General features: G+C 63.2%; 17 protein-coding genes and 1 pseudogene. 11 read left to right on the forward strand and 7 right to left on the reverse strand.

The window, feature by feature from the left end:
• Positions 1-146 precede the first annotated feature (146 nt).
• On the reverse strand, positions 147-986 hold the full coding sequence (locus IVB22_RS37400; RefSeq protein WP_247522152.1) for a caspase family protein: 840 nt from the start codon (positions 984-986) through the stop codon (positions 147-149).
• Positions 987-1,362: 376 nt separating this feature from the next.
• Between IVB22_RS37400 and IVB22_RS37405 the strand changes: the two genes are divergently transcribed.
• The 9 genes and pseudogenes from IVB22_RS37405 to IVB22_RS37445 all read left to right on the forward strand — a co-directional run.
• On the forward strand, positions 1,363-3,090 hold the full coding sequence (locus IVB22_RS37405; protein ID WP_247522154.1) for a hypothetical protein: 1,728 nt from the start codon (positions 1,363-1,365) through the stop codon (positions 3,088-3,090).
• A 300-nt stretch (positions 3,091-3,390) separates the two neighbouring features.
• Positions 3,391-4,122: a thermonuclease family protein gene (locus IVB22_RS37410; RefSeq protein ID WP_247522155.1), complete on the forward strand. Its 732-nt coding sequence runs from the start codon at positions 3,391-3,393 to the stop codon at positions 4,120-4,122.
• A gap of 52 nt (positions 4,123-4,174) precedes the next feature.
• Positions 4,175-5,011, forward strand: coding sequence for an LssY C-terminal domain-containing protein (locus IVB22_RS37415; RefSeq protein ID WP_247522157.1), 837 nt, complete (start codon positions 4,175-4,177; stop codon positions 5,009-5,011).
• A 163-nt stretch (positions 5,012-5,174) separates the two neighbouring features.
• The gene (locus IVB22_RS37420; RefSeq protein ID WP_247522158.1) at positions 5,175-6,359 is read left to right on the forward strand and encodes an alanine--glyoxylate aminotransferase family protein; all 1,185 of its coding nucleotides are present in this window, start codon (positions 5,175-5,177) and stop codon (positions 6,357-6,359) included.
• 254 nt (positions 6,360-6,613) lie between these two features.
• Positions 6,614-7,684 (forward strand): ABC transporter ATP-binding protein, encoded by a 1,071-nt coding sequence (locus IVB22_RS37425; RefSeq protein ID WP_247522159.1) that lies wholly within the window; start codon positions 6,614-6,616, stop codon positions 7,682-7,684.
• Positions 7,685-7,707: 23 nt separating this feature from the next.
• A complete protein-coding gene (locus tag IVB22_RS37430; protein WP_247522160.1) occupies positions 7,708-8,775 on the forward strand; it encodes an ABC transporter substrate-binding protein in 1,068 nt (355 codons plus the stop codon).
• Positions 8,776-8,904: 129 nt separating this feature from the next.
• Positions 8,905-10,620: an iron ABC transporter permease gene (locus IVB22_RS37435; protein ID WP_247522161.1), complete on the forward strand. Its 1,716-nt coding sequence runs from the start codon at positions 8,905-8,907 to the stop codon at positions 10,618-10,620.
• 165 nt (positions 10,621-10,785) lie between these two features.
• Complete coding sequence (locus tag IVB22_RS37440) at positions 10,786-12,903, forward strand: S9 family peptidase (protein ID WP_247522162.1); 2,118 nt, start codon at positions 10,786-10,788, stop codon at positions 12,901-12,903.
• Between the two features lie 113 nt (positions 12,904-13,016).
• Positions 13,017-13,442, forward strand: a pseudogene (locus tag IVB22_RS37445) (GNAT family N-acetyltransferase); the annotation flags it as partial.
• 160 nt (positions 13,443-13,602) lie between these two features.
• Here the strand turns inward: IVB22_RS37445 and IVB22_RS37450 are convergent.
• The 6 genes from IVB22_RS37450 to IVB22_RS37475 form a co-directional block, all read right to left on the reverse strand.
• On the reverse strand, positions 13,603-14,322 hold the full coding sequence (locus IVB22_RS37450) for a ribonuclease activity regulator RraA (RefSeq protein WP_247522163.1): 720 nt from the start codon (positions 14,320-14,322) through the stop codon (positions 13,603-13,605).
• 63 nt (positions 14,323-14,385) lie between these two features.
• Positions 14,386-15,477 (reverse strand): SMP-30/gluconolactonase/LRE family protein, encoded by a 1,092-nt coding sequence (locus IVB22_RS37455; protein ID WP_247522164.1) that lies wholly within the window; start codon positions 15,475-15,477, stop codon positions 14,386-14,388.
• Between the two features lie 116 nt (positions 15,478-15,593).
• The gene (gene araD, locus IVB22_RS37460) at positions 15,594-17,330 is read right to left on the reverse strand and encodes an L-arabinonate dehydratase (RefSeq protein WP_247522165.1); all 1,737 of its coding nucleotides are present in this window, start codon (positions 17,328-17,330) and stop codon (positions 15,594-15,596) included.
• On the reverse strand, positions 17,327-18,190 hold the full coding sequence (locus IVB22_RS37465; protein ID WP_247522166.1) for an ABC transporter permease: 864 nt from the start codon (positions 18,188-18,190) through the stop codon (positions 17,327-17,329). Before IVB22_RS37465 ends, araD begins: the two co-directional genes overlap by 4 nt.
• A gap of 11 nt (positions 18,191-18,201) precedes the next feature.
• Positions 18,202-18,966 (reverse strand): ABC transporter ATP-binding protein, encoded by a 765-nt coding sequence (locus IVB22_RS37470; RefSeq protein WP_247522167.1) that lies wholly within the window; start codon positions 18,964-18,966, stop codon positions 18,202-18,204.
• A gap of 5 nt (positions 18,967-18,971) precedes the next feature.
• A complete protein-coding gene (locus IVB22_RS37475; RefSeq protein WP_374207838.1) occupies positions 18,972-19,976 on the reverse strand; it encodes an ABC transporter substrate-binding protein in 1,005 nt (334 codons plus the stop codon).
• 110 nt (positions 19,977-20,086) lie between these two features.
• Here IVB22_RS37475 and IVB22_RS37480 point away from each other — a divergent pair, with 110 nt between their 5' ends.
• Together IVB22_RS37480 and IVB22_RS37485 are read left to right on the forward strand one after the other, a co-directional pair.
• On the forward strand, positions 20,087-20,803 hold the full coding sequence (locus IVB22_RS37480) for a GntR family transcriptional regulator (protein WP_247522169.1): 717 nt from the start codon (positions 20,087-20,089) through the stop codon (positions 20,801-20,803).
• Positions 20,804-21,057: 254 nt separating this feature from the next.
• The gene (locus tag IVB22_RS37485) at positions 21,058-21,489 is read left to right on the forward strand and encodes a response regulator (RefSeq protein ID WP_247522170.1); all 432 of its coding nucleotides are present in this window, start codon (positions 21,058-21,060) and stop codon (positions 21,487-21,489) included.
• Position 21,490: the final 1 nt, after the last annotated feature.

The raw sequence follows: 21,490 nt of genomic DNA on the forward strand, positions 1-21,490 counted from the left end.
GCCAGACACAGAATCACAGCAATTCGTCACCATGGAAGACCAAATCAACATAGCGAGTCATTCCGTCGCAGCCACGATGTGTGCATCTGCTAGTGCGAAAGCAGGGACGACCTTGGGGAGGGGTCTCGGCTCTAAAGCGCCCTTCTTCACCCGCCGATGCGGACGTCTTCCAGCAGCGACGACGACACCTGCGGCACCTGCTCGCCGTCGGAGGCGCGTGAGATGGAGATGCGGGTCTTGTTGAAGGCGCTTGCCGCGCCGGACGGCGAATTCAGATTGTTCAAGAGCTCGGTCACCAGCACGCTGTACTGGCCCTTGCCGTCATCGGCCACCTTGCCCGGCGTCGCCGAGGTCAGGATCAGCGCGTTTTCCGGCGCGGAGATCGGGGCGAGGCCGTGGGAATAGGAGCGGAAGCGGCGCTCATAGGGGTTGCGGCGGGAGGCGTCCACGACGACGAGCTTGGCCTTGGCGCCCTTCTCGGTCATCGCGTCCAGCACCTGCTCAATGCTGACGCCGTCGCGGCGAACGTCGGCTTCCTTCCAGATCGCGGCATCGACCGGGATCATGAAACTCTCGCGGCCCACCTGGACGCCATAGCCGCCGAAGAACAGCATCGCCACGGTATCCGGCTTGATCTTGGCCTTCAGGCGGACGATGGCGCGGGCCATGTCGTCCTTGGTGGCGTCCTCGACCACGTCGACGTCAAAACCATTAGCGCGCAGGGCTGCGGTGAGGCCGCGGGCATCGTTGATGGGCTGGGCCAGCGGTGCTGACGCATCCGGGTAATGGCCGTTGCCGATTACCAGCGCAACGCGGCTGGCCGACGTGCCGATCGAGCCGGTCTGCTCGGTCCCGATCGCCTTGGCGGCGTCGAGCGAGCGCTTGTTCAGCGCCGCATGGGCGCCGATCGCGAGCGACACCAAGCCGACAAACGCAACGGCAATGGTGAGGCTGCGTCGGGAGATGCGGAGCTGACCGAGGTTCATCGCGTTACCATCCCAAGTTTGTCCAAAGGCACCAAAGCAAGACCGGCGCCAGTTAGTCGCGTGAGGACCGTTCAGGTTTGAAGGGGTTGCCGGGTGTGTGCCGTCCAATTGCGCTCAATTTGCGGCACCGCAACAACCGGGCTTTTAGCCTGCCGGGCCCTCCCGAACAACCTCATTTGCCGCATGGAGCCACTTGCTGCCCATACTGGCGGAAGGTTAATTTCAGTTAAGTGACTTATATCACATTTGTGTTTTTCGCTGATTTGTATAGTTTTCAAGGGCTTGCAGGCCCGATCCGGCCGGCGGTGGCCGCTTGGGGCGAGTTGCCATGCCCAACGCGGCCCTCCCTTCACCGTTCCCGGCGGAAAGAAACTGAATGGGCTTCCACACCATCGCCGGCGCCGCATTTCGGGCGCTGACCGCGCGGAAAGACGGCCCCTCGCTGTACGACGTCTGCGATCCCGTGCTGCTGAAATACCGCGGCGGCGACCCCCACCTCGGCAAGTTCTATCGCACGGCACTGGGCAATCCGGCGCTGCGGCCGCTGCTGCGGCGGACCGGGCTACCCGCGCTGCGGGACGAAAAGCGACTCGGCGCCTTGCAGGAAGCGCTCCGGCAGGCGCGCGACGAGGCCGAGCCGGACTGGGCCGCGGTCGGCGCCCCGATCGCCGAGCTGATGGCCGATATTGGTGTGCACCACCCCGCCCCGCAGCCGGTGGCGGCCCGTGGCCGGGCGCCTGACGGAAGCGAGATCGACCGGGTGATCCGCCGCTGCGGTGCGCACCTGCTGGGCTCGTTTTCGAAAAACGGCTTCATCCCGACTTATGCGGCCTTCAACCTGATCGGCGACCCCGACATGGGCGGACGCGAAATGCTGATGGCGCTGACAGGGCTGAACTCGCGCGGCTACAAGAATTCTACGCTGTTGTTCAGCCTGGCGCGGATCTTCATCGCGCATTCGCCGGCGCGCGCGCTGATCAACCCGCCCTGGGCGGGGATCGCCGAGCCGATGTGGCAGCCGATGCAGATCCGCCACCGCTCGGCCTATTACGACGCGTTCTTCACCGAGGCGCTCTTGAGCTATGTCGAGAGCGGGCTGGCGTCTGCGGACGAGGCCGCGGCGTCGCGGCGCGCGATAGCGGACATGGTGGATTTCTGCCTGAAGACCTCAGCCGAGGAAGTACCCTCGCATGATGGCTCGACGGTGCGCGTGATCACGGCCTTGGCGCCGCTGCCGCATCCGCGCTTCTCGCGATTCTTCGCCCAGATCAAGCAGGATCTCGGCTTCGGCATCTACGTGCCTGACTGTGACACCACCGCGTGCTCGTTCTCGGCGGCTACCCAGGCCGGTTCGACCGATTCGATCCTCGACCAGCCGCTGCTGGATTTCTACCGCGGCTATCAGGTGCGCGAGGGCGCCAACGAGCCGCGCGTCACCGTGCCCTTGAACGACAACATCGATTACGAGGGCGGCGTCGTCACCTGGATCGACAATCTCGAGGGCGAGCGGCCCTACGGCAACGACCTCGATCCCACCCTCAATCTCGACATTCTCGAAGTCTCGTTCCGCAACCTTTCGCGCTGGAAGATCCTGGAAACGCCTTCGCGTCTGGAGACGGTGCATCGCATCCTGGGCTTCCAGCGGCGGCTGGTCGAAAGCGGCGCGTTCAGAAATCCGCGCTCGCATATTTATTATTTGCCGGAACTCTACTCCGCCTATTTCGGCCGCTGCCATGCCGCGTTCATGGCATTGCCGGCGCCAGCGCGGCAGGCGATCGATCCCGACGGCACGTTCGAGTTCATCCGCGTTCGCGTGCTGGCCTATGTCGAAGGAGAATTGATCGCGCGCGAGATGAACCCGTTCGACGCCGCGCTGGCGCTGATGGCGCTGGCGCATCTCGGCGCGGATGTGAAAGCGTTCGCGCCGGCGATCAACTGCATCACAGCCCAGCTCGGCGAAGGCGGCAGGCATGGGCCGTACAAGGCCTATGAATGGAATAAGATGAAGACGCCGACGCGGATTCTGGTCGGCGGGCCCGAGGTGACGTCGGCGTTTGTGCTGATGGGATTGGCGCTGGCGCGGCAGGCGATGGTGAAGCCGTAGGGTGGGCAAAGCGAAGCGTGCCCACCATTGCGCTCCGAGCAAGAAGTGGTGGGCACGGCGCAAGCGCGCCTTTGCCCACCCTACGATTCCGATGCTTGCGAAGTAGCGTAGCCCGGATGGAGCGTAGCGAAATCCGGGAAAACTGTAACCGCCTTGTGTAACTGTCCCGGATTGCGCTTCGCTCCATCCGGGCTACGACGTGCCACGCAATGACAGGAAGTTGAAAGCGATGCGACGCTACGGCACTGGCAAGATGGCCCCATTGTCCGCACTATCCGCATCATTTCGCCGGGACTGCCGATGAAATTGCTGAAATTGCTGTCCGCCCTTTTGCTGCTGTCGCTCCCCGCCATCGCGCAGGCGGCCGACATCACCGGCGTTCCGAAAATCCGCGAAGGCGATCAGCTCCAGATCGGCAACAGCCGCATTCGTTTGGGCGGCATCGACGCGCCGGCGGTCGATCAGCTCTGCCTCAACACCAAGGGCGAGCGCTGGACCTGCGGCGCGGCCGCGCGCGATGAACTGATCAAACGCTTCGGTGGCAAGAGCTGGACCTGCCAGACCAGGGCGGTCACCGATCGCCGCGGCCGCACCGTCGCGCGCTGCCAGGCCGACGGCGAGGACATCCAGAAATGGCTGGTGTCAAACGGCTGGGCGCTGGCGGCTACGCGGATCTCGCGCGACTATGAGGCAGACGAGAAAGCCGCGCGCGAGGCCAAGGCGGGGATGTGGCAAGGGGCGTTCATCGCGCCATGGGATTGGCGCGTCCGCAACAAGAAGACGGCGATCCTCGGCGCGGTCAAGCCGCCGGAGAATGCCAGGGCGATCCTGCTGGCCTCGGCATCCGGCCCGGTCGCGCCTTCGCCCGACTGCACCATCAAGGGCAACGTCAACCGGTCCGGCGAGTGCATCTATCATCAGCCGACGAGCCGCTGGTATGCGAAGATCGAGATGAAGATCTCAAAGGGCACGCGCTGGTTCTGCTCGGTCGAGGAAGCCGAAGCCGCCGGCTGCCGCGAGACGAGGCGGTAGCACCACAGCCCAGACGTGCTACCCTTCGGCCTGATATCGCGGAGCGCTGGATGTGACCGACACCGATGGCGCGCAATCCCCGGTCAAGCCGAAGCGTTGGCGGTGGAAGCGCGCGGCTTGGATTTTGCTGATCGTTGTCATCGTCTACGGTGCCTTCGCATATCTGATACTGCCGTTGTTCTGGACCCATTACGAACATCAAAAAGGTCTCGCCCAATTACCGATGGTGACGCGCACCGGGCAGGGCATTCCCGGCGATCCCATGAATGTCGGGCTGATCGGCGACATCGGCGACGTGGTGTGCGCGATGCACGCGGCGGGCTGGTATCCCGCCGACCGCATCACGCTGAAATCCTCGATCGAGATCATCGGCAGCGTGCTGCTGGACCGTCCCTACAAGGACGCGCCGGTGAGCAATCTCTATTATATCGGCCGTCGCGAGGATCTCGCCTATGAAAAGCCGATCGGGACCAGCGCCGACCGCCGCAACCATGTGCGCTACTGGAAGGTGCTGGAGAGCGGCGCGGAGAAGCGCCCGGTCTGGCTCGGAGCGGCGACGCAGGATCGCGGCGTCGGCCTCAGCAAATACACAGCGGCCGTGACGCACCACATCAGTCCCGATCTCGATGCCGAGCGCGCGCTTCTTGCGGCCGATCTGGAGAATGCCGGCATGGTCGAGGCGAAATACCAGGTCACCGGCATTGGGCCGACCATTGCCGGCCACAACGGCGGCGGCGATCTTTATTACACCGACGGCGAAATCTGGGTGCTGCGGCTGGTCGAGGCCTGCAAGAAGCGCGAGGGGCCGGCGGTGACGATCCCGAGCCCGCCGGCGACCGAATTGAAGGACCAGATCTGGCGCGCGATCGCAAATGTGGTGGGGAAATAAGCCGGCATCCTTACTCCCGGGAGCGGAGCAATGAGTGCAATCAACTCTTTTTGCGGCTCTGGATTGCTTCGCTGCGCTCGCAATGACGGTTTCGATCACATATTATCCAGCCCAACCACAAGCGCTTCGATTCCGCGTGCTTACCCATAAGGAAAACCAACAAATGACCGTTCGCGCGGGCCGGGAATTTCTGGCCATCCCCGGACCTACCACCATGCCCGACGAAGTGCTGCAGGCGATGCATCGCCCGGCGCTCGATATCTATTCCGAACAGATGCTGGAATTGACCGACAGCCTGCTCGCCGATCTGTCAAAACTGTTCGCCACCAAGGGCCAATCCTACATCTACATCGCCAACGGCCATGGCGCGTGGGAAGCGACGCTTTCCAACGTGCTGTCGCGCGGTGACAAGCTCCTAGTGCTGGAAAGCGGACGCTTTGCGATCGGCTGGGGTCAGGCGGCAGCGGCGATGGGCGCCGAGGTCGAGGTGCTCAGGGGCGACTGGCGCCGCGCGATCCGTCCCGCCGAGGTCGAGGCGCGGCTGCGGCAGGACAAGGACCACAGCATCAAGGCGATCGTAGCTGTGCAGGTCGATACTGCGTCAGGCGCCTATAACGACATCGAAGCGATCGGCAAGGCGATCAAATCGACGGGGCATCCGGCGCTGTTCATGGTCGACACCGTGGCTTCGCTCGGCTGCATGCCGTTCGAGATGGACAAATGGGGCATCGATGTCGCGATGTCCGGCTCGCAGAAGGGCCTGATGACGCCGCCGGGCCTGGGCTTTGTCGCCGCCAACGACCGCGCCCGCGAAGTGCACAGACGCGCCAATCTGCGCACGCCCTATTGGGACTGGACCGAACGCGAAGGAGCTGAGCACTACCGCAAATATGCCGGCACCGCGCCGGTGCATTTGCTGTTCGCGCTGCGCAAGGCGATCGACATGCTGCATGCGGAAGGGTTGGAGAACGCGCATCTGCGCCACAGCCTGCTCGCCGAAGCGGTGCGCCGCGCGGTCGCCGTCTGGAGCGAGGGTCAGGTGATCGGCTTCAACATCGCGGAAGCCAATGAGCGCTCCAACACGGTGACGACGGTGACGATGAACGGCTTCGATCCGGCCGCGCTGCAGCGTTACTGCAAGGAAAAATGCGGCGTGGTGCTCGGCACCGGGATCGGTGAGCTCTCCGGTCAGGCTTTTCGCATCGCCCATATGGGCCACGTGAATGCGCCGATGGTCCTGGGCACGCTCGGCGTCGTCGAGGTCGGCCTCAATGCGCTCGGCATCCCGCACGGCAAGGGCGGAACCGAAGCCGCGATCGAATATCTCGGCGAGAGCGTCGGGGCGTAAGCCCCGACATGCATCGCTTGTAGGATGGGTGGAGCGAAGCGATACCCATCACGACAGCAACGATGGGTATCGCTTCGCTCCACCCATCCTACTGCCAGCGTCTCTCACAATGTGAAATCGTGGTGACGGCCCGTGCGCAATTGCGCATGAGGCGGACGACATCGTTTCCAACTCAACTCCCTTTCCCATCCCGTTTTTGTCCGTATACTGGCATACCAAGCCGGGCGCTGATCCGTGCAAGAACAAGGGTGGGAGTGAGGCGATTGGCGTCCGTTGAATTGCGCGGCCTGACCAAGCGATTTGGCTCGCTTGCGGTGGTCGATAACGTCTCATTGAAAATCGACCATGGACACCTGGTCTGCCTGCTCGGGCCCTCCGGCTGCGGCAAGACCACGACGCTGCGGCTGATCGCGGGCTTCCTGGAGCCATCCGACGGCGAGATACATGTCGGCGAGCGCCTGGTGTCGTCGAGGGCGCACACGCTGCCGCCCGAGCAGCGCAGCATGTCGATGATTTTTCAGAGCTACGCGCTGTGGCCGCACATGACGGTGACCGAAAACATCGTCTACGGCCTGCGCCTGCGTAAACTCGACCGCGACACCATTGCAAAAAAACTCGGGGCGATTTTGGCCACGACCAAGCTTGAGGCGCTGGCGCAACGTTATCCCGGCGAACTCTCCGGCGGGCAGCAGCAGCGGGTGGCGCTGGCGCGCGCGCTGATCGTCGAACCCGAAACGCTGCTGCTTGACGAACCGCTCTCCAATCTCGATGCAAATCTGCGCGAGGAGATGCGGTTCGAAATCCGCCGCCTGCATGACGAATATCGCTACACCACCGTCTATGTCACCCACGACCAGTCCGAGGCCATGACCACGGCCGACATGATCGCCGTGATGAATGGCGGCAGGATCGACCAGCTCGGCACGCCCGAAGACATCTACGCCCGACCCGAATCCGAATTCGTCGCCCGCTTCATCGGCGCCAGCAACGTCATCAAGGGCACCGCGCGTGACGCCAACCATATTTCCTTTGCTGACGCGACGTTGAAGGTGGTCGGCGCGCCGCTCACGGCAGGCCAGGACGCCGTGGTCGCAATCCGCCAGCACGATATCGGGCTATCCACGCAGGCGCCGGCTTCGCCTGAGAATGCGATCAGGGCGGTCGTCACGCGGCAGGTCTATCTCGGCGCCGCGCGCGACTACATGGTCGAGGTGGCCGACGGCACCAGTTTGCGCGCGACCACGCCGACCGAAACCAACGTGCAAAAGGGCAGCGAGGTCTGGCTGACGCTCCCGCCCGAACGCTGCCGGGCGCTGAGCCGGTAAACAAAAAGAAACGGGAGGACGCGATGAAGGGACGAAAACTTTCGCGGCGCGACATCCTGCAAGGCTCAGTGGCGCTGGCGGCCGGATCCGTATTCGCCTCCCCCGTTCGCGGCCAGGCGCCGGAGCCGGTCGCGATCACGCCGGCGCTGGTGGAGGCGGCGAAGAAGGAAGGCAAACTGATCTTCTATTCCTCGATGGACTTGCCGGTCGGCGAAAAGCTCGGCAAGGCGTTCGAAGCCGCCTATCCCGGCATCACCATTCAGATCGAACGTTCCGGCTCGGAGCGGTTGTTCCAGCGGATCGACCAGGAATTTGCCAGCAACATTCGCGCCGCCGACATCGTCAACTCCTCCGACGCCTCGCACTTCATCGTCTGGAAGAAAAACGGCTGGCTGATGCCGTTCGTGCCCGAGGACGTCGCAAAACATTTTCCGGAAAGCTATCGCGATCCCGACGGCATGTTCGCGACTTCGCGCGTCTGGCTGTCGTCGATTGCCTACAACACCAACCTCGTCAAGCCGGAGGATGCGCCGAAGAGCTTTGCCGACCTGCTCGATCCCAAATGGACGGGCAAGATGGTGAAGGGACATCCCGCCTATAGCGGCACCATCATGACCGCGACGTTCCAGATGGTGCGCGAACTCGGCTGGGAGTACATGGAAAAGCTTTCAAAGCAGCGCGTGATGCAGGTGCAGTCGTCGACCGATCCGCCGAAGAAGCTGTCACTCGGCGAGCGCGCCGTGATGGCCGACGGCAACGAATACGGCATCGTGCTGCTGAAGGAAGCCGGCCAGCCGGTCGAGCCGGTCTACCCTGTCGAGGGCACGCCGACGATTTCCGGACCGACCGGCATCTTCAAGACGGCGCAGCATCCCAATGCCGCAAAACTGTTCCAGGCCTGGCTGCATACGCGGCAGACCCAGCAATTCTTCATCGACTTCACCGCGCAGTATTCGGTTCACGCGCAGGTGCAATCGAAGCCCGGACGGCGGAAGATTTCGGACATCAAGCTGATGAAGGAAGATGCCGAAGGCGTCGAGAAGATGACCGAAGAGATCAAGACGCGCTATGCGCGGCTGTTCAGGGTTTGAACTATCTCCTCATGGTGAGGAGGCGCGAAGCGCCGTCTCGAACCATGAGGCCACCGTGGCTTTCATCCTTCGAGACGCGGCGAAGACGCCGCTCCTCAGGATGAGGAGAACACCTTGCCTGTGGATCAAATGACTATCGCAGCAACCACCGACACCCCAAAATCCCGCATCGACTGGACCAAGCCGGTGCTGTGGCTGTTCGCGGCCTTCATGATCGTGCTGATCGTGCTGCCGATGTCGTGGCCGATGATGTACGCCTTCACGGACAAGGCACGGCACCCGACGCTGCAGAATTTCGTCACGCTTTTTACCGACCCCGCCTTTCTCGATCCGCTGCTGACCACCGCGATCATCGCCACCTCCTCGGCGGTGATCTGCTGCATCGTTGCCGCACCGATCGGCTGGCTGGTGTCGCGCACCGACATGCCGGGGCGGCAGACCATCCGCGCGCTGGTGACGGCTTCGTTCGTGACGCCGCCGTTTCTCGGCGCGGTCGCCTGGGAATTGCTGGCGGCGCCGAACAGCGGCATGCTGAACCAGCTCTATCGCTATCTCACCGGCGCCGAAGATCCTCTGTTCAACATCTATTCGCTGCCCGGGCTGATCTTCGTGATCTCCTGCTACACCTTCCCGTTCGTCTTCGTACTGGTCGCCAACGCGCTCGACAACATGCCGGGCGAACTGGAAGACGCCTCCGCCATTCTCGGCGGCAAGGCCTGGACCACGGCGCGGCGCGTTACGATACCGCTGGCGCTGCCCGCGCTGGTCGCCGGCGCGCTGATCGCCTTCCTGCAGGCGATGACGCTGTTCGGATCGCCCGCGATCCTGGCGTTGCCGGCGGGCTTCCACACCATGACGACGAAAATCTGGAGCCTGTTCCAGTATCCGCCAAAACTCGAACTTGCGGCTGCGGCCGCCGTGCCGCTGCTGCTGCTGACGATCCTGCTGCTGCAGGGCCAAAAATTCCTGCTCGGCCGCCGCGGCTTCTCCGTGGTCGGCGGCAAATACGGCGCGCCGCGTCCGATCGAAATGAAGGGATGGCGCTGGGCGGCGCTGGCGTTCTGCCTCATCGTGCTGCTCAATCCGGTGTTCCTGCCCTATTTCGCGCTGCTCAACGCAGCGTTCTCACCGAACGCGACCACGCTGGTGACGCCATCGACGGCGACCCTGCACAACATCGTGTTCGTCTTCACCGAATTGTCGTCGACCCAGCTCGCGCTGAAAAATACCGTGATCCTGGGCGCATCGACCGCGACCATCGGCACCATGCTCGCGCTGGTGGTCGCCTATGTCACGACGCGCCGCGTGATCGCGAGCCATCGCGTGCTTGGCTTTTTGGCCACGGCGCCGATCGCCATCCCGGGCATCGTGCTCGGCGTCGGGCTGTTCCTGAGCTACACGCGGCCACCCTTCGTGCTCTACGGCACGCTGTGGATCCTGCTGGTGGCATTCCTCACCATCAATCTCCCCTCGGCCTATCAGCAATTGCAGGCCGCATTCGCGACCATCCACCCCGAGCTCGAAGACGCCAGCCGCATCCTCGGCGCGACGCGGCTGCAGACGCTGCGCCAGATCACCGCGCCCTTGCTGCGCACCGGCGTAATCGCGACTTGGTGCTTCATCTTCATCGGCGTGATGCGCGAACTGTCCGCGGCAATCGTGCTGTTCACCTCGCAGACCAAGGTGCTGTCGGTGCTGATCTACGACCTCAACGAAAGCGGCGACCTCGCCGCCATTTCGGTGCTCGGCATCGCCATGCTGGTGATCACCTTTACGGTGGTGCTCGCGGTGAACCGGATCCCGGTATTCGGGGGCGGCGCCGCGGCGAGGTTGCGGAATAATTAGAGGATCGTAGGGTGGGCAAAGCGAAGCGTGCCCACCATTCACGTTACGATTCGGCGATAGATGGTGGGCACGCTTCGCTTTGCCCACCCTACAGTTCGGTCCATCTGGTAATCCGCCACATTCGCCCCGATATAAGGCTCAATCATTGAGCCATATGAGGACCGCGTGACCCAAGCCGCCACCAAAAAGCCTGCCCTGTCGCCACCGATCGCGCCGCGCCGCCCGCATTCCTTCACCACGCACGGCATCACGGTGACGGACGATTATGCATGGCTGAAAGACGCCAGATGGCAGGAAGTGCTGCGCGATCCCTCGATCCTGGATCCGGATATCCGAAAATATCTGGAAGCGGAAAACGACTACACCGAAAGCCTGCTCGGCCATACCGCGCCGTTGCAGAAGAAGCTGGTTGCGGAAATGCGCGGGCGGATCAAGGAAGATGATTCCAGCGTGCCCGCGCCGGATGGCCCGTTTGCCTATTTGCGGAAATTCCGCGAGGGCGGGCAGCATGAACTGTTCGGGCGCACGCCGCGCGATGGCGGCGACGTGCAGATCGTGCTCGACGGCGATGCACTCGCCGCGAATCACGAATACTTCAAGTTCGGCAGCGCGCGGCATTCGCATGACCACAAACTGCAGGCGTGGAGCGCCGACACCAAAGGCTCGGAATACTTTTCGATCCGCGTTCGCGATTGGGCGAATGGCACCGATCGCGACGACCTCGTCGAGGAGACCGACGGCGGCATTGTTTGGAGCAAGGATTGCAACAGTTTCTTCTACGTCAAGCTCGATGACAACCACCGCCCGATGCAGGTCTGGCGCCATAAGCTCGGCACCCTACAGGCCGACGATGTGCTGGTCTACGAGGAGAAGGACTCCGGCTGGTTCACCCATCTGCATGAGAGTTCTTCCGGTCGCTTCTGCGTCATCGCCGGCGGTGATCACGAGACATCGGAGCAGCGGTTAATCGACCTCGAACATCCCGACGCGCCGCCGCGGCTGGTCGCGGCGCGCGAGGAAGGCGTGCAGTATTCGCTCGCCGACCGCGGCGATGAACTGTTCATTCTCACCAATGCGGACGACGCCATCGACTTCAAGGTGGTCACCGCGCCGCTTGCCGCACCTGAGCGCGGCAACTGGCGCGATCTCATTCCTTACAGGGAAGGCGTCTATGTGCTTGATGTCGAGCTCTATGCCGGCCACATGGTGCGGCTGGAGCGCGCGAACGCGCTGCCCGCGATCATCATCCGCGATCTCGAGACGGGCGAAGAGCACGCCATCGCCTTCGACGAGGCCGCCTACTCGCTCGACACCATGGGCAGCTACGAGTTCGAAACCACGAATTTACGGTTTTCCTATTCGTCGATGACGACGCCGGCGGAAGTCTATGATTACGACATGGCCACGCGGGCGCGGGTGTTGCGCAAGCGGCAGGAGATACCGTCCGGCCACAATCCTGCCGACTATGTCACCACGCGCATCATGGCGACTTCGCATGACGGCGCGTTAGTGCCGGTCTCGATCCTTCATCGGAAAGACCTGGTGCGCGAGGGCCGCGCGCCGCTGCTGCTCTACGGCTATGGCTCCTATGGCATGGCGATGCCGGCTTCGTTTGCGGCGAACCGGCTGTCGCTGGTCGATCGCGGTTTCGTCTATGCCATCGCGCATATCAGAGGGGGAGCCGACAAGGGCTGGGGCTGGTACCTCGATGGCAAGCGCGAGAAGAAGACGAATTCGTTCGATGATTTCGCAGCAGCAGGGCGCGCCCTGTGTGATGCGAAATACACCAGCGCAAAGCGCATCGTGGGCCATGGCGGCAGCGCCGGCGGCATGCTGATGGGCGCGGTCGCCAATCGATCAGGCGAATTGTTCGCCGGCATCGTCGCCGAGGTGCCGTTCGTCGACGTCTTGAATACGATGCTCGACGACACGCTGCCGCTGACACCGCCGGAATGGCCCGAATGGGGCAATCCGATCGAAAGCGAAAAGGATTTCCGCACCATTTTGTCGTACTCGCCCTACGACAATCTCGCGGCAAAGGAGTATCCCGCCATCCTGGCGATGGGCGGGCTGACCGATCCGCGCGTCACCTATTGGGAACCGGCGAAATGGATCGCGCGCCTGCGCCCCACCATGAGCGGCGGCGGCCCGGTACTGCTGCGCACCAACATGGGCGCGGGACATGGCGGCGCGTCGGGGCGCTTCAACCGGCTGGATGAAGTGGCGATCGCCTATGCGTTCGCGCTGTGGGCGGTGGGATTGGCGGAGAAGGCGGAGGTTTAAGGCACTCGTGTCCCGGACGCGGTGCAGCGTGCAACGCTGCTCCGCAGAGCCGGATTAGGGACGACACAAATATCCGATTTCAAATTGCGATCTGGAGGAGCTACTCTCCTCCGATGCTGCTCGAAACCGAACGCCTGCTGCTCCGGCCGCCACGTCTGGCGGACGCAGAGTCTCTGTTCGAATTCTTGGGCGATGCGACGGCAATGCAATACACGACGCGGCAGAAATCGCTGCGCGACTGCCGGCGCTATCTCGCCGCACATGAGCGGCAGCGGCGGCGCATCGGCTGCGCGCCCTGGGTCATCATCGAGCAAGAAACGAGTTCTACGGTTGGCTTTGGCGGCCTCTATGAGGACCCCTTCGATCCGGGCTGGGGCCCCGAAGTCGGGTACTTCCTTGCTCCACAGGCGTGGGGCAAAGGCTATGCGACCGAACTGGCGCTACACTGCGTTGTTATCGCGAGAAGACAGACGCACTGGCCGGTGCTGCGTGCTTTCGCTCATCCGGACAATGTCGCATCACAGCGCGTATTGTCGAAAGCGGGCTTCCGACAAGAGCGGCTCGTGCCGGAGATGGAGCGCTTCTTGTACAATCTTGCCTGCGCGCTTCCTGATCACGACCGGACGCGGTGCGGGCTCGCAGCCGGCGCCGCAGAGCCGGGCCACCGGCCCGGGACGACAGCGGAAAGACGATCGCGAGTCACCGCCCGTTCTTCTTTCGCCACTCAGCAAAATCCGTCAGCGTCTGCGGGTCGGTCGCGGGATAAAGCCCCAAAATGCTGCGGCCACCGCGGACTTCCTCCGTCACGAAATCCTCGAACGCGGTCATCTCGACCGCCTCGTCGGCAATCTCATCCACCAGATGCGCCGGGATCACGATCACGCCGTCGCTGTCGCCGAGGATGACGTCGCCGGGAAATACCGGAGCGTCGCCGCAGCCGATCGGGACGTTGATTTCGATCGCCTGATGCAGCGTCAGGTTGGTCGGCGCGCTTGGGCGGTGGTGATAGGCGGGAAAGCCGAGAGCCGCGATCTCAGCGGAGTCGCGAAAGCCGCCATCGGTGATCACGCCGGCGCAGCCGCGCTGCATCAGCCGCGTCACCAGGATGGCGCCGGCGGACGCCGCGCGCGCGTCCTTGCGGCTGTCCATCACCAGCACCGCGCCGGGCGGGCAATCCTCGATCGCCTTGCGCTGCGGGTGGGCGCGATCACGAAACACGTCGATCTTGTTGAGATCCTCGCGCGCCGGCATGTAGCGCAGCGTAAAGGCTTCGCCGACCAGCACCGGTTGATCGGGACCGAGCGGGTGCACGTCCTGGATCATCTGGATGCGGAAGCCGCGCTTGAACAGCGCAGTGGCGACGGTGGCGGTGGAAACTGTCTTCAGCTTGTTGCGGGTGGCGTCGCTCAGTTCTGTCATTTTCTTTATCCCAGTTGATCGTCATTCCAGGCGTGCGCATTCGCGCCCGGAATGACGCGCTACTCAAACCGCGCCGTGGGACTCCACATACAGCGCGTAGACCGAGTGGCAGCTCGTCATATAGAGGCGATTGTTCTTCGGGCCGCCGAAGGTGAGATTGGCGCAGCGCTCCGGCAGGCGGATATGGGCGAGCGGCTTGCCGGCGGGGCTGAATACCATGACGCCGTCGAGATCCTCCGACTTGCCCTTGAGCTGGAACACTTTTCGGCTGCCGACGTCCGTCGGTTCCGATTGCAGCGCGCCGTTGGAGCCCCAGCCGCACCACAGATTGCCGTCGCGATCGACACGGAAACCGTCGAGCGCGCCCTGGTCGGCGGCGTCGATCAGCTTGGTCTTGCCGCCCACCGTACCGTCGTCATTGACGTCGAAACTCCAGATGCTGCGGTTCGGCGTGCCCTTCCACTCCACGACATAAAGCTTCTTCTCGTCCGGCGAGAACGCCAGCCCGTTGGGATTGACGATATCTGATATGACCGCGGTCAGCTTGCCGTCCTTGGTCAGGCGATAGACGTTGGTGGTGGCCTGCTCGGGCTTTTCCTTCTTGCCTTCCCACTCGCCATTGATGCCGAACAGCGGATCGGTGAACCAGATCGTGTCGTCTGACTTCACCACGATGTCGTTCGGCGCGTTCAGCCGCTTGCCCTCAAACTTGTCGGCCAGCACGGTGATCTTGCCATCCTTCTCCGTGCGCGTGACGCGGCGGGTGACCGAATGCTCGCAGGTCACGAGCCGGCCCTGGCGGTCGCGCGCGTTGCCGTTGGCATAGTTGGCGTTGGCGCGGAAGACGCTGGTCTGGTTGGTCTTCTCGTCGAACTTCATGATGCGGTTGTTGGGAATGTCGGAGTACAGGAGATAGCCGCCTTCGGGGAAGTATGCCGGCCCTTCGGCCCAGCGCATGCCGGTGGCGACCTGCTCGACCGTCGAGGAATAGATCCGGTACTTTGCAAAGCTCGGATCGAGAATCTGCACGGCCGGGTCGGGGTAGCGCTGGTTCGGCGCGAACGGGAACGATTGCGCGCCGGCGGCGCGGGCCAGCAGTGTCGAAGCAGCAGCGGCACCCGCCCCTGCGAGCAGATTGCGTCGGGTCATGTTCATTGGTCGTCCTCCCCTGTGATGCTTTTTGTTTGGCGGTCATTCCGGGGCGATGCGTCAGCATCGAACCCGGAATCTCGAGGTTCCGGGTTCGCACTTCGTGCGCCCCGGAACGACGGCTAGTAGATCGAAGGCTCCTCCACCGGCTTACCAAACCCAGTCTCCAGAAAATCGAAATCGCAGCCTTCATTGGCCTGCTTGATATGCTTGGTGAACATCCAGCCATAGCCGCGCTCGTAGCGCGGCTCTGGCGCCTTCCATTCGTCGCGGCGTTTTGCGAGTTCGGCCTCCGGCACATCGAGGTTGATAGTGCGGCCGTTGACATCAAGCGTGATCTTGTCGCCGTTGCGCACCAGCGCCAGCGGTCCGCCGATATAGGATTCCGGCGAGACATGCAGAATGCAGGCACCATAGCTGGTGCCGCTCATGCGCGCGTCCGACAGCCGCACCATGTCGCGCACGCCCTGCTTCACCAGTTTGGTCGGGATCGGAAGCATGCCCCATTCCGGCATGCCGGGGCCGCCCTGCGGTCCGGCGTTGCGTAGGATCAGGACGTGATCGGCGGTGACATCGAGATTGGGATCGTCGATCGCCTTCTTCATAGAGGGATAATCATCGAACACCAGCGCCGGTCCGGTGTGCTTAAGGAAGCGCGGCTCGCAGGCGCTCGGCTTGATCACGCAGCCATCGGGCGCGAGGTTGCCCCTCAGCACGGCAAGCGCGCCTTCGGCATAGATCGGATGCTTCACTGTACGAATGACGTCGTCATTGTAGACTTCGGCGCGCGCGATGTTGTCGCCGAGCGTCTGGCCGGTCACCGTCATGACGTCAAGATGCAGATGCTCCCTGATGCGGCTCATCAGGCCCGGCAGGCCGCCGGCATAGAAAAAATCCTCCATCAGATATTTGTCGCCGCTCGGCCGCACATTGGCGATCACAGGCACCTTGCGGCTCGCCTTCTCGAAATCGTCAAGCCCGATGTCCTGGCCGGCTCGGCGGGCCTGCGCGATCAGATGGATGATCGCGTTGGTCGAGCAGCCCATCGCCATCGCCACCGTGATCGCGTTCTCGAAGGCTTTTCGGGTCTGAATCTTCTCCGGCGTCAGATCCTCCCACACCATCTCGACAATGCGGCGGCCGCATTCCGACGCCATGCGGATATGGCCGGCATCGGCGGCGGGAATCGAGGACGCGCCCGGCAACGTCATGCCGATCGATTCCGCAATCGCCGTCATGGTGGACGCCGTGCCCATGGTCATGCAGGTGCCGTAGCTGCGGGCGATGCCGGCTTCGACGTCGACCCAGTCCTTGTCAGAGATCTTTCCGGCGCGCCGCTCGTCCCAGTATTTCCAGGCGTCCGAGCCTGAGCCCAGCGTCTTGCCCTTCCAGTTGCCGCGCAGCATCGGCCCCGCCGGCAGATAGATCGTCGGCAGATTCATGCTGGTGGCGCCAAGCAGAAGACCCGGCGTGGTCTTGTCGCAGCCGCCCATCAGCACGACGCCATCAACGGGGTGGCCGCGCAACAATTCCTCGGCGTCCATCGCCAGCATGTTGCGGTAGAGCATCGTGGTCGGCTTCAGGAACGATTCCGATAGCGACAGCGCCGGCAACTCCATCGGAAAACCGCCCGCCATCAGGATGCCGCGCTTGACGTCGTCGACACGGCTCTTGAAGTGCATGTGGCAGGGCTGCGCGTCCGACCAGGTATTGAGGATCGCGATGACAGGCCGGCCCTTCCATTCCTCCGGCGCATATCCCATCTGCATCGCCCGCGAGCGGTGGCCGAAGGCGCGGAGATCGTCGGGCGCGAACCAGCGCGCGCTGCGGAGGTCGTCGGGGTTCTTCTTGTTGGTCATGACTGGGTACCCCATTTCTGGACGGTGTTGCGCTCGATCGTGCGGAAGATCAGGTTTTCCACGATCAGGCCAATCACGATCACCGTCAACAGGCCGGCGAACACTGCGGGAATATCCAGGAGATTGCGGTTTTCGAAAATGAACCAGCCGAGACCGCCCTGCCCCGACGATACGCCGAACACGAGTTCGGCGGCGATCAGCGTGCGCCAGGCAAACGCCCAGCCGATCTTCAGGCCGGTCAGGATCGAACCGAAAGCGGCGGGGATCAGAATGCGGGCGACATAGGGCAGGCCGCGCAGGCCGTAATTGCGGCCGACCATGCGCAGCGTGTTCGAGACGCTCTTGAAGCCGGAATGGGTGTTGAGCGCGACCGGCCACAACACCGAATGGATCAGCACGAAGACGAGGCTGCCATTGCCGAGTCCGAACCAGATCAGCGCCAGCGGCAGCAGCGCGATCGCCGGCAAGGGATTGAACATCGCCGTGATGGTTTCGAGGAAATCCGTGCCGATCCGGGTCGAGATCGCGAGAATGGTGAAGATCGCCGCGAGGGTGATGCCGGCGGCATAGCCCATGAACAGCACCTTCAGCGATGCCCAGGCGCGCATCGGAATGGTTCCGTCGCGTACCTTGTCGAACATCGTCAGAATCGTGTCGTGGAAGGTCGGAAACAGCAGCGGATTGTCGAGGATGGTGCCGTAGATTTCCCACGCCACTGCGAGGAAGATGATGATCACGGATTTTCGGACGAAGCCATCATTCCACAACAGCTCCGGCACCGTCAGCTTGCGCTCGACTTCCGACGGCACAGCCGCCGCCAGATCTGCGGCATCGCGCAGCAGGAATTTTGCCTCGCCCATCGCGCGCTCCTTCAGTGTGCCGTCACGGCGTCGGCGAACAGGAGATCGTGGATCTGCTTTTCCAGCCGCGCGGCGCTGCCGTCCTCGCCGGAGACCTTGTCGACATCGACGACCTCGGCCTTGACGCGGCCGGGATGCGGCGACAGCAGCAAAATGCGGTTGCCGATCTTGATCGCTTCCGCGATCGAATGGGTGACGAACAGGACGGTGAACTTTGTTTCCGCCCAGAGCTGCAGCAGCTCGTCCTGGCAGGTGCGCCGCGTTAGCGCGTCGAGCGCGGCGAACGGCTCGTCCATAAGCAGGATATCCGGCTCCATCGCCATGCCGCGCGCGATCGCCACGCGCTGTTTCATGCCGCCAGATAGCGTGTGCGGATAGGCATCGACAACGCGGGTCAGGCTGACCTTCTCGATATAGGCGCGCGCCCGCATCTCCGCGTCCTTGCGCGGCAGGCGGCGCGTCATCAGCAGCGGAAACATCACGTTCTCGAGCACCGTCTTCCACGGCAGCAACTGGTCGAACTCCTGGAAGATCATCATCCGGTCGGCGCCGGGCTCTGAAATCTCCCGGCCCGAAATCCGCATCTTGCCTTCGCTCGGCTTCATGTAGCCGCCGACCGCCTTCAACAGCGTCGACTTGCCGCAACCGGAGGGACCGAGCAGCACGAAGCGATCGGAACGATCGACCGTGAAGCTGACCCGCTCGGTCGCGGTCACCACCGCGCTCGAAGTCTTGTAGCGCAGCGTTACGTCACTGACATCGAGAAGCGCGGCCATGCCGATCAGTTGCCCTTCAGGTCGTGCGCGACCGGCAGGTAGTAATCGGTGAAGGCCTTGGGCATGGTCTTCAGGGTGCCGACCTTGAACAGATGTGCGGCGAATTTCATGGTGCCCTGCGGCTGCAGGTTCCATTCCATCATGCCGGGCTCCTTGAGCCATGCCAGCAAATCCTCGACACTGGTCTTGTCGTTGGTGATCTCCTTGTAGATTTCGACCGCAGCCTTGGTGTCGCTGCGGATCAGGTCCTGCGCCTCCTTGGTGGCGTCGCGCACCGCCTGCACGATCTTCGGATTGGCGTCGGCGAATTTCGTCGTCGTGAAGAACTGCGCCTGGCTGAGCGGGCCGCCCATCACGTCGGGCGACGACAGCACCGCATGCGCGCCGGGGACGTTCTTCAGTTCGAGGAACGTGAACGGCGGAATCGAAAAATGATTTCGCACCTCGTGCTGTGTGTTGGTCAGCGCCACATAGGCGTCGGGATGGCCGAGTTGCACGGTGTTGGGATCGAGTTTGGACCACTGGTCGGCGCCAAAGGCTTCGGCGGCCGCGATCTGCAGCACGATCGCCTGCGTCGAGACCTTGACGGTGGGCACCGCGATCTTGTCGTTCGGGCCGAAATCCTTGATCGACTTGATATTTGGATCGCGGCTGATCAGCGTCATCGGCTGCGCCGAGGTGGCGACGATGCCCTTGACGCCGCCGCGGGTGCGATCCCACAGCAGCAGGAGGTTGCCGGTTCCGGTATTGAGGATGTCGACGCTGCCGGCCAGCAATGCGTCGGTCTGCGCGCCGCCGCCGCTCAAGTTCACCCATTTGGTGGTGACGCCGGGAACGCCGAGGGAAGCCGCGTGCTTCTCGATCAGCTTGTTCTTTTCCATGATGTGCGAGGGCATGTAGAAGATGCCCGGCTGCCGCGACAGCGTGATCTCCGACTTCTGCTGGGCCGATGCCTGAGAGCCCGGCAGCAACATGAGCATCGCAACGGCGCCCGCGCAGGCGCTCCACATCCTGTTTTTCATTGTGCATCTCCTCCGGCGTCTCGTTGACGCTTCTGCAGAGATGCACTAATGTATTAGTGCATCTGAAGCAAGTCCCTTCTGAAACGGCCGGTCGCCCGATGGCTCTTCCGCAAGTATCCCGCCGCGCAGCCCCTCGATCCGCCGACCGGCTTGATCGCGACCGCCAGGCCGCGCCGCAGGTGTTCGAGCGCCTCCGCGGCATGATCATTTCGCTGGAACTGCCGCCGGGATCGCCGCTGTCGCGCGCAGCCTTGGCCGGCCAATTCGGCGTCAGCTCGACGCCGATCCGCGACGCGCTGATGCGGCTCGAGGAGGAAGGCCTCGTCGACGTGTTCCCGCAATATGCAACCGTGGTCAGTCGGGTCGACGTGCGGCTGGCGCAACAGGCGCACTTCCTGCGGCAGGCGGTAGAACTCGAAATCGTGCGTGGGCTCGCGATCCGGCACGACGAAGCGCTCGTCGCCGAACTTCACGCGACGATTTCCCACCAGCAGCAATATGCCAAGGCCGGCGACTTCGAAAAATTCATGGCCGCCGACAACGAGTTCCACAGCCAACTCTATGCGGCCGCCGACAAGCAGGACATCTGGGCGCTGGTGCGCAGCCGCAGCGGGCATATCGACAGATTGCGCCGGATGCATCTGCCCTCGCCCGGCAAGGCGCAGGATATCGTGCGGCATCACAAGCTGATCGTGAAGGCGATCGATGCCGGGGAACCCGACGAGGCGCAGAAGCACCTGCGCACCCATCTCTCAGGCACACTCAGCGAACTCGCCCGGATTCGATCGCGCTACCCGGAATATCTCAGCAACTGACCCTTGGCTGATTCACTACGGCTCGTGCGGCCTCGCCGCATGCGCAGGCTGCTGCGCGGGCGAATCACGCCTGCAGGCGCAATGCTTGGTATGTGTCTGCCCGGCAACATGCGGACAATTGCGTTTTTATCCCGCCTTTTTGACGGCCAACCGGAACGTTCCTGCCGGCGAAGCAGTTGCGACAGCATGAGGATTCGGCAAAACTCACAATCGCCGTTCACTTGATTCCAGCGGGGTCCGGAGAAACTTTTACTTTGGCACGAATATTGGTCGTGGATGACGATGCGGCGGTCCAGGTGACCATCCGTCTGCTGTTGGAGCGCGCCGGCCACAGCGTGGTCACGGCCAGCGACGGCCGGAAAGGCCTTGCCTTGTGTCAGACCGCAGATTTCGATCTCTTGTTCCTCGACATCTTCATGCCGGGAATGGATGGATTCGAGACCATGCGGATGGTTCGCCAGCAGCGGCCGCAGATTCCGATCATCGTCATCTCCGGCCGGCCGATCTCTTCCGAGGCGGACACCGGCCCTGACTTCCTGACCATGGCGACCAAGCTCGGGGCGATCTCCAGCCTGCAGAAACCATTCCGGCCGGCCGACCTGCTGGCGGCCGTCACTGATTGCCTGGAAGCGGCCCAGCGCGGCTCCCCGTCCCGACCCACCGGCGGTATTGCTTCCTCCCTGTGAT

It is taken from the genome of Bradyrhizobium sp. 190 (assembly GCF_023073415.1).
Classification (GTDB): domain Bacteria; phylum Pseudomonadota; class Alphaproteobacteria; order Rhizobiales; family Xanthobacteraceae; genus Bradyrhizobium.

Excerpts from the sequence above, each read along its gene's own strand:
- IVB22_RS37465 (WP_247522166.1), bottom strand. The coding sequence starts at position 18,190 with ATGGGCGAGGCAAAATTCCTGCTGCGCGATGCCGCAGATCTGGCGGCG.
- IVB22_RS37435 (WP_247522161.1), top strand. The coding sequence starts at position 8,905 with ATGACTATCGCAGCAACCACCGACACCCCAAAATCCCGCATCGACTGG.
- IVB22_RS37400 (WP_247522152.1), bottom strand. The coding sequence starts at position 986 with ATGAACCTCGGTCAGCTCCGCATCTCCCGACGCAGCCTCACCATTGCC.
- araD (WP_247522165.1), bottom strand. The coding sequence starts at position 17,330 with ATGACCAACAAGAAGAACCCCGACGACCTCCGCAGCGCGCGCTGGTTC.
- IVB22_RS37430 (WP_247522160.1), top strand. The coding sequence starts at position 7,708 with ATGAAGGGACGAAAACTTTCGCGGCGCGACATCCTGCAAGGCTCAGTG.
- IVB22_RS37420 (WP_247522158.1), top strand. The coding sequence starts at position 5,175 with ATGACCGTTCGCGCGGGCCGGGAATTTCTGGCCATCCCCGGACCTACC.
- IVB22_RS37450 (WP_247522163.1), bottom strand. The coding sequence starts at position 14,322 with ATGACAGAACTGAGCGACGCCACCCGCAACAAGCTGAAGACAGTTTCC.
- IVB22_RS37410 (WP_247522155.1), top strand. The coding sequence starts at position 3,391 with ATGAAATTGCTGAAATTGCTGTCCGCCCTTTTGCTGCTGTCGCTCCCC.
- IVB22_RS37455 (WP_247522164.1), bottom strand. The coding sequence starts at position 15,477 with ATGAACATGACCCGACGCAATCTGCTCGCAGGGGCGGGTGCCGCTGCT.
- IVB22_RS37480 (WP_247522169.1), top strand. The coding sequence starts at position 20,087 with ATGGCTCTTCCGCAAGTATCCCGCCGCGCAGCCCCTCGATCCGCCGAC.
- IVB22_RS37475 (WP_374207838.1), bottom strand. The coding sequence starts at position 19,976 with ATGTGGAGCGCCTGCGCGGGCGCCGTTGCGATGCTCATGTTGCTGCCG.
- IVB22_RS37470 (WP_247522167.1), bottom strand. The coding sequence starts at position 18,966 with ATGGCCGCGCTTCTCGATGTCAGTGACGTAACGCTGCGCTACAAGACT.
- IVB22_RS37405 (WP_247522154.1), top strand. The coding sequence starts at position 1,363 with ATGGGCTTCCACACCATCGCCGGCGCCGCATTTCGGGCGCTGACCGCG.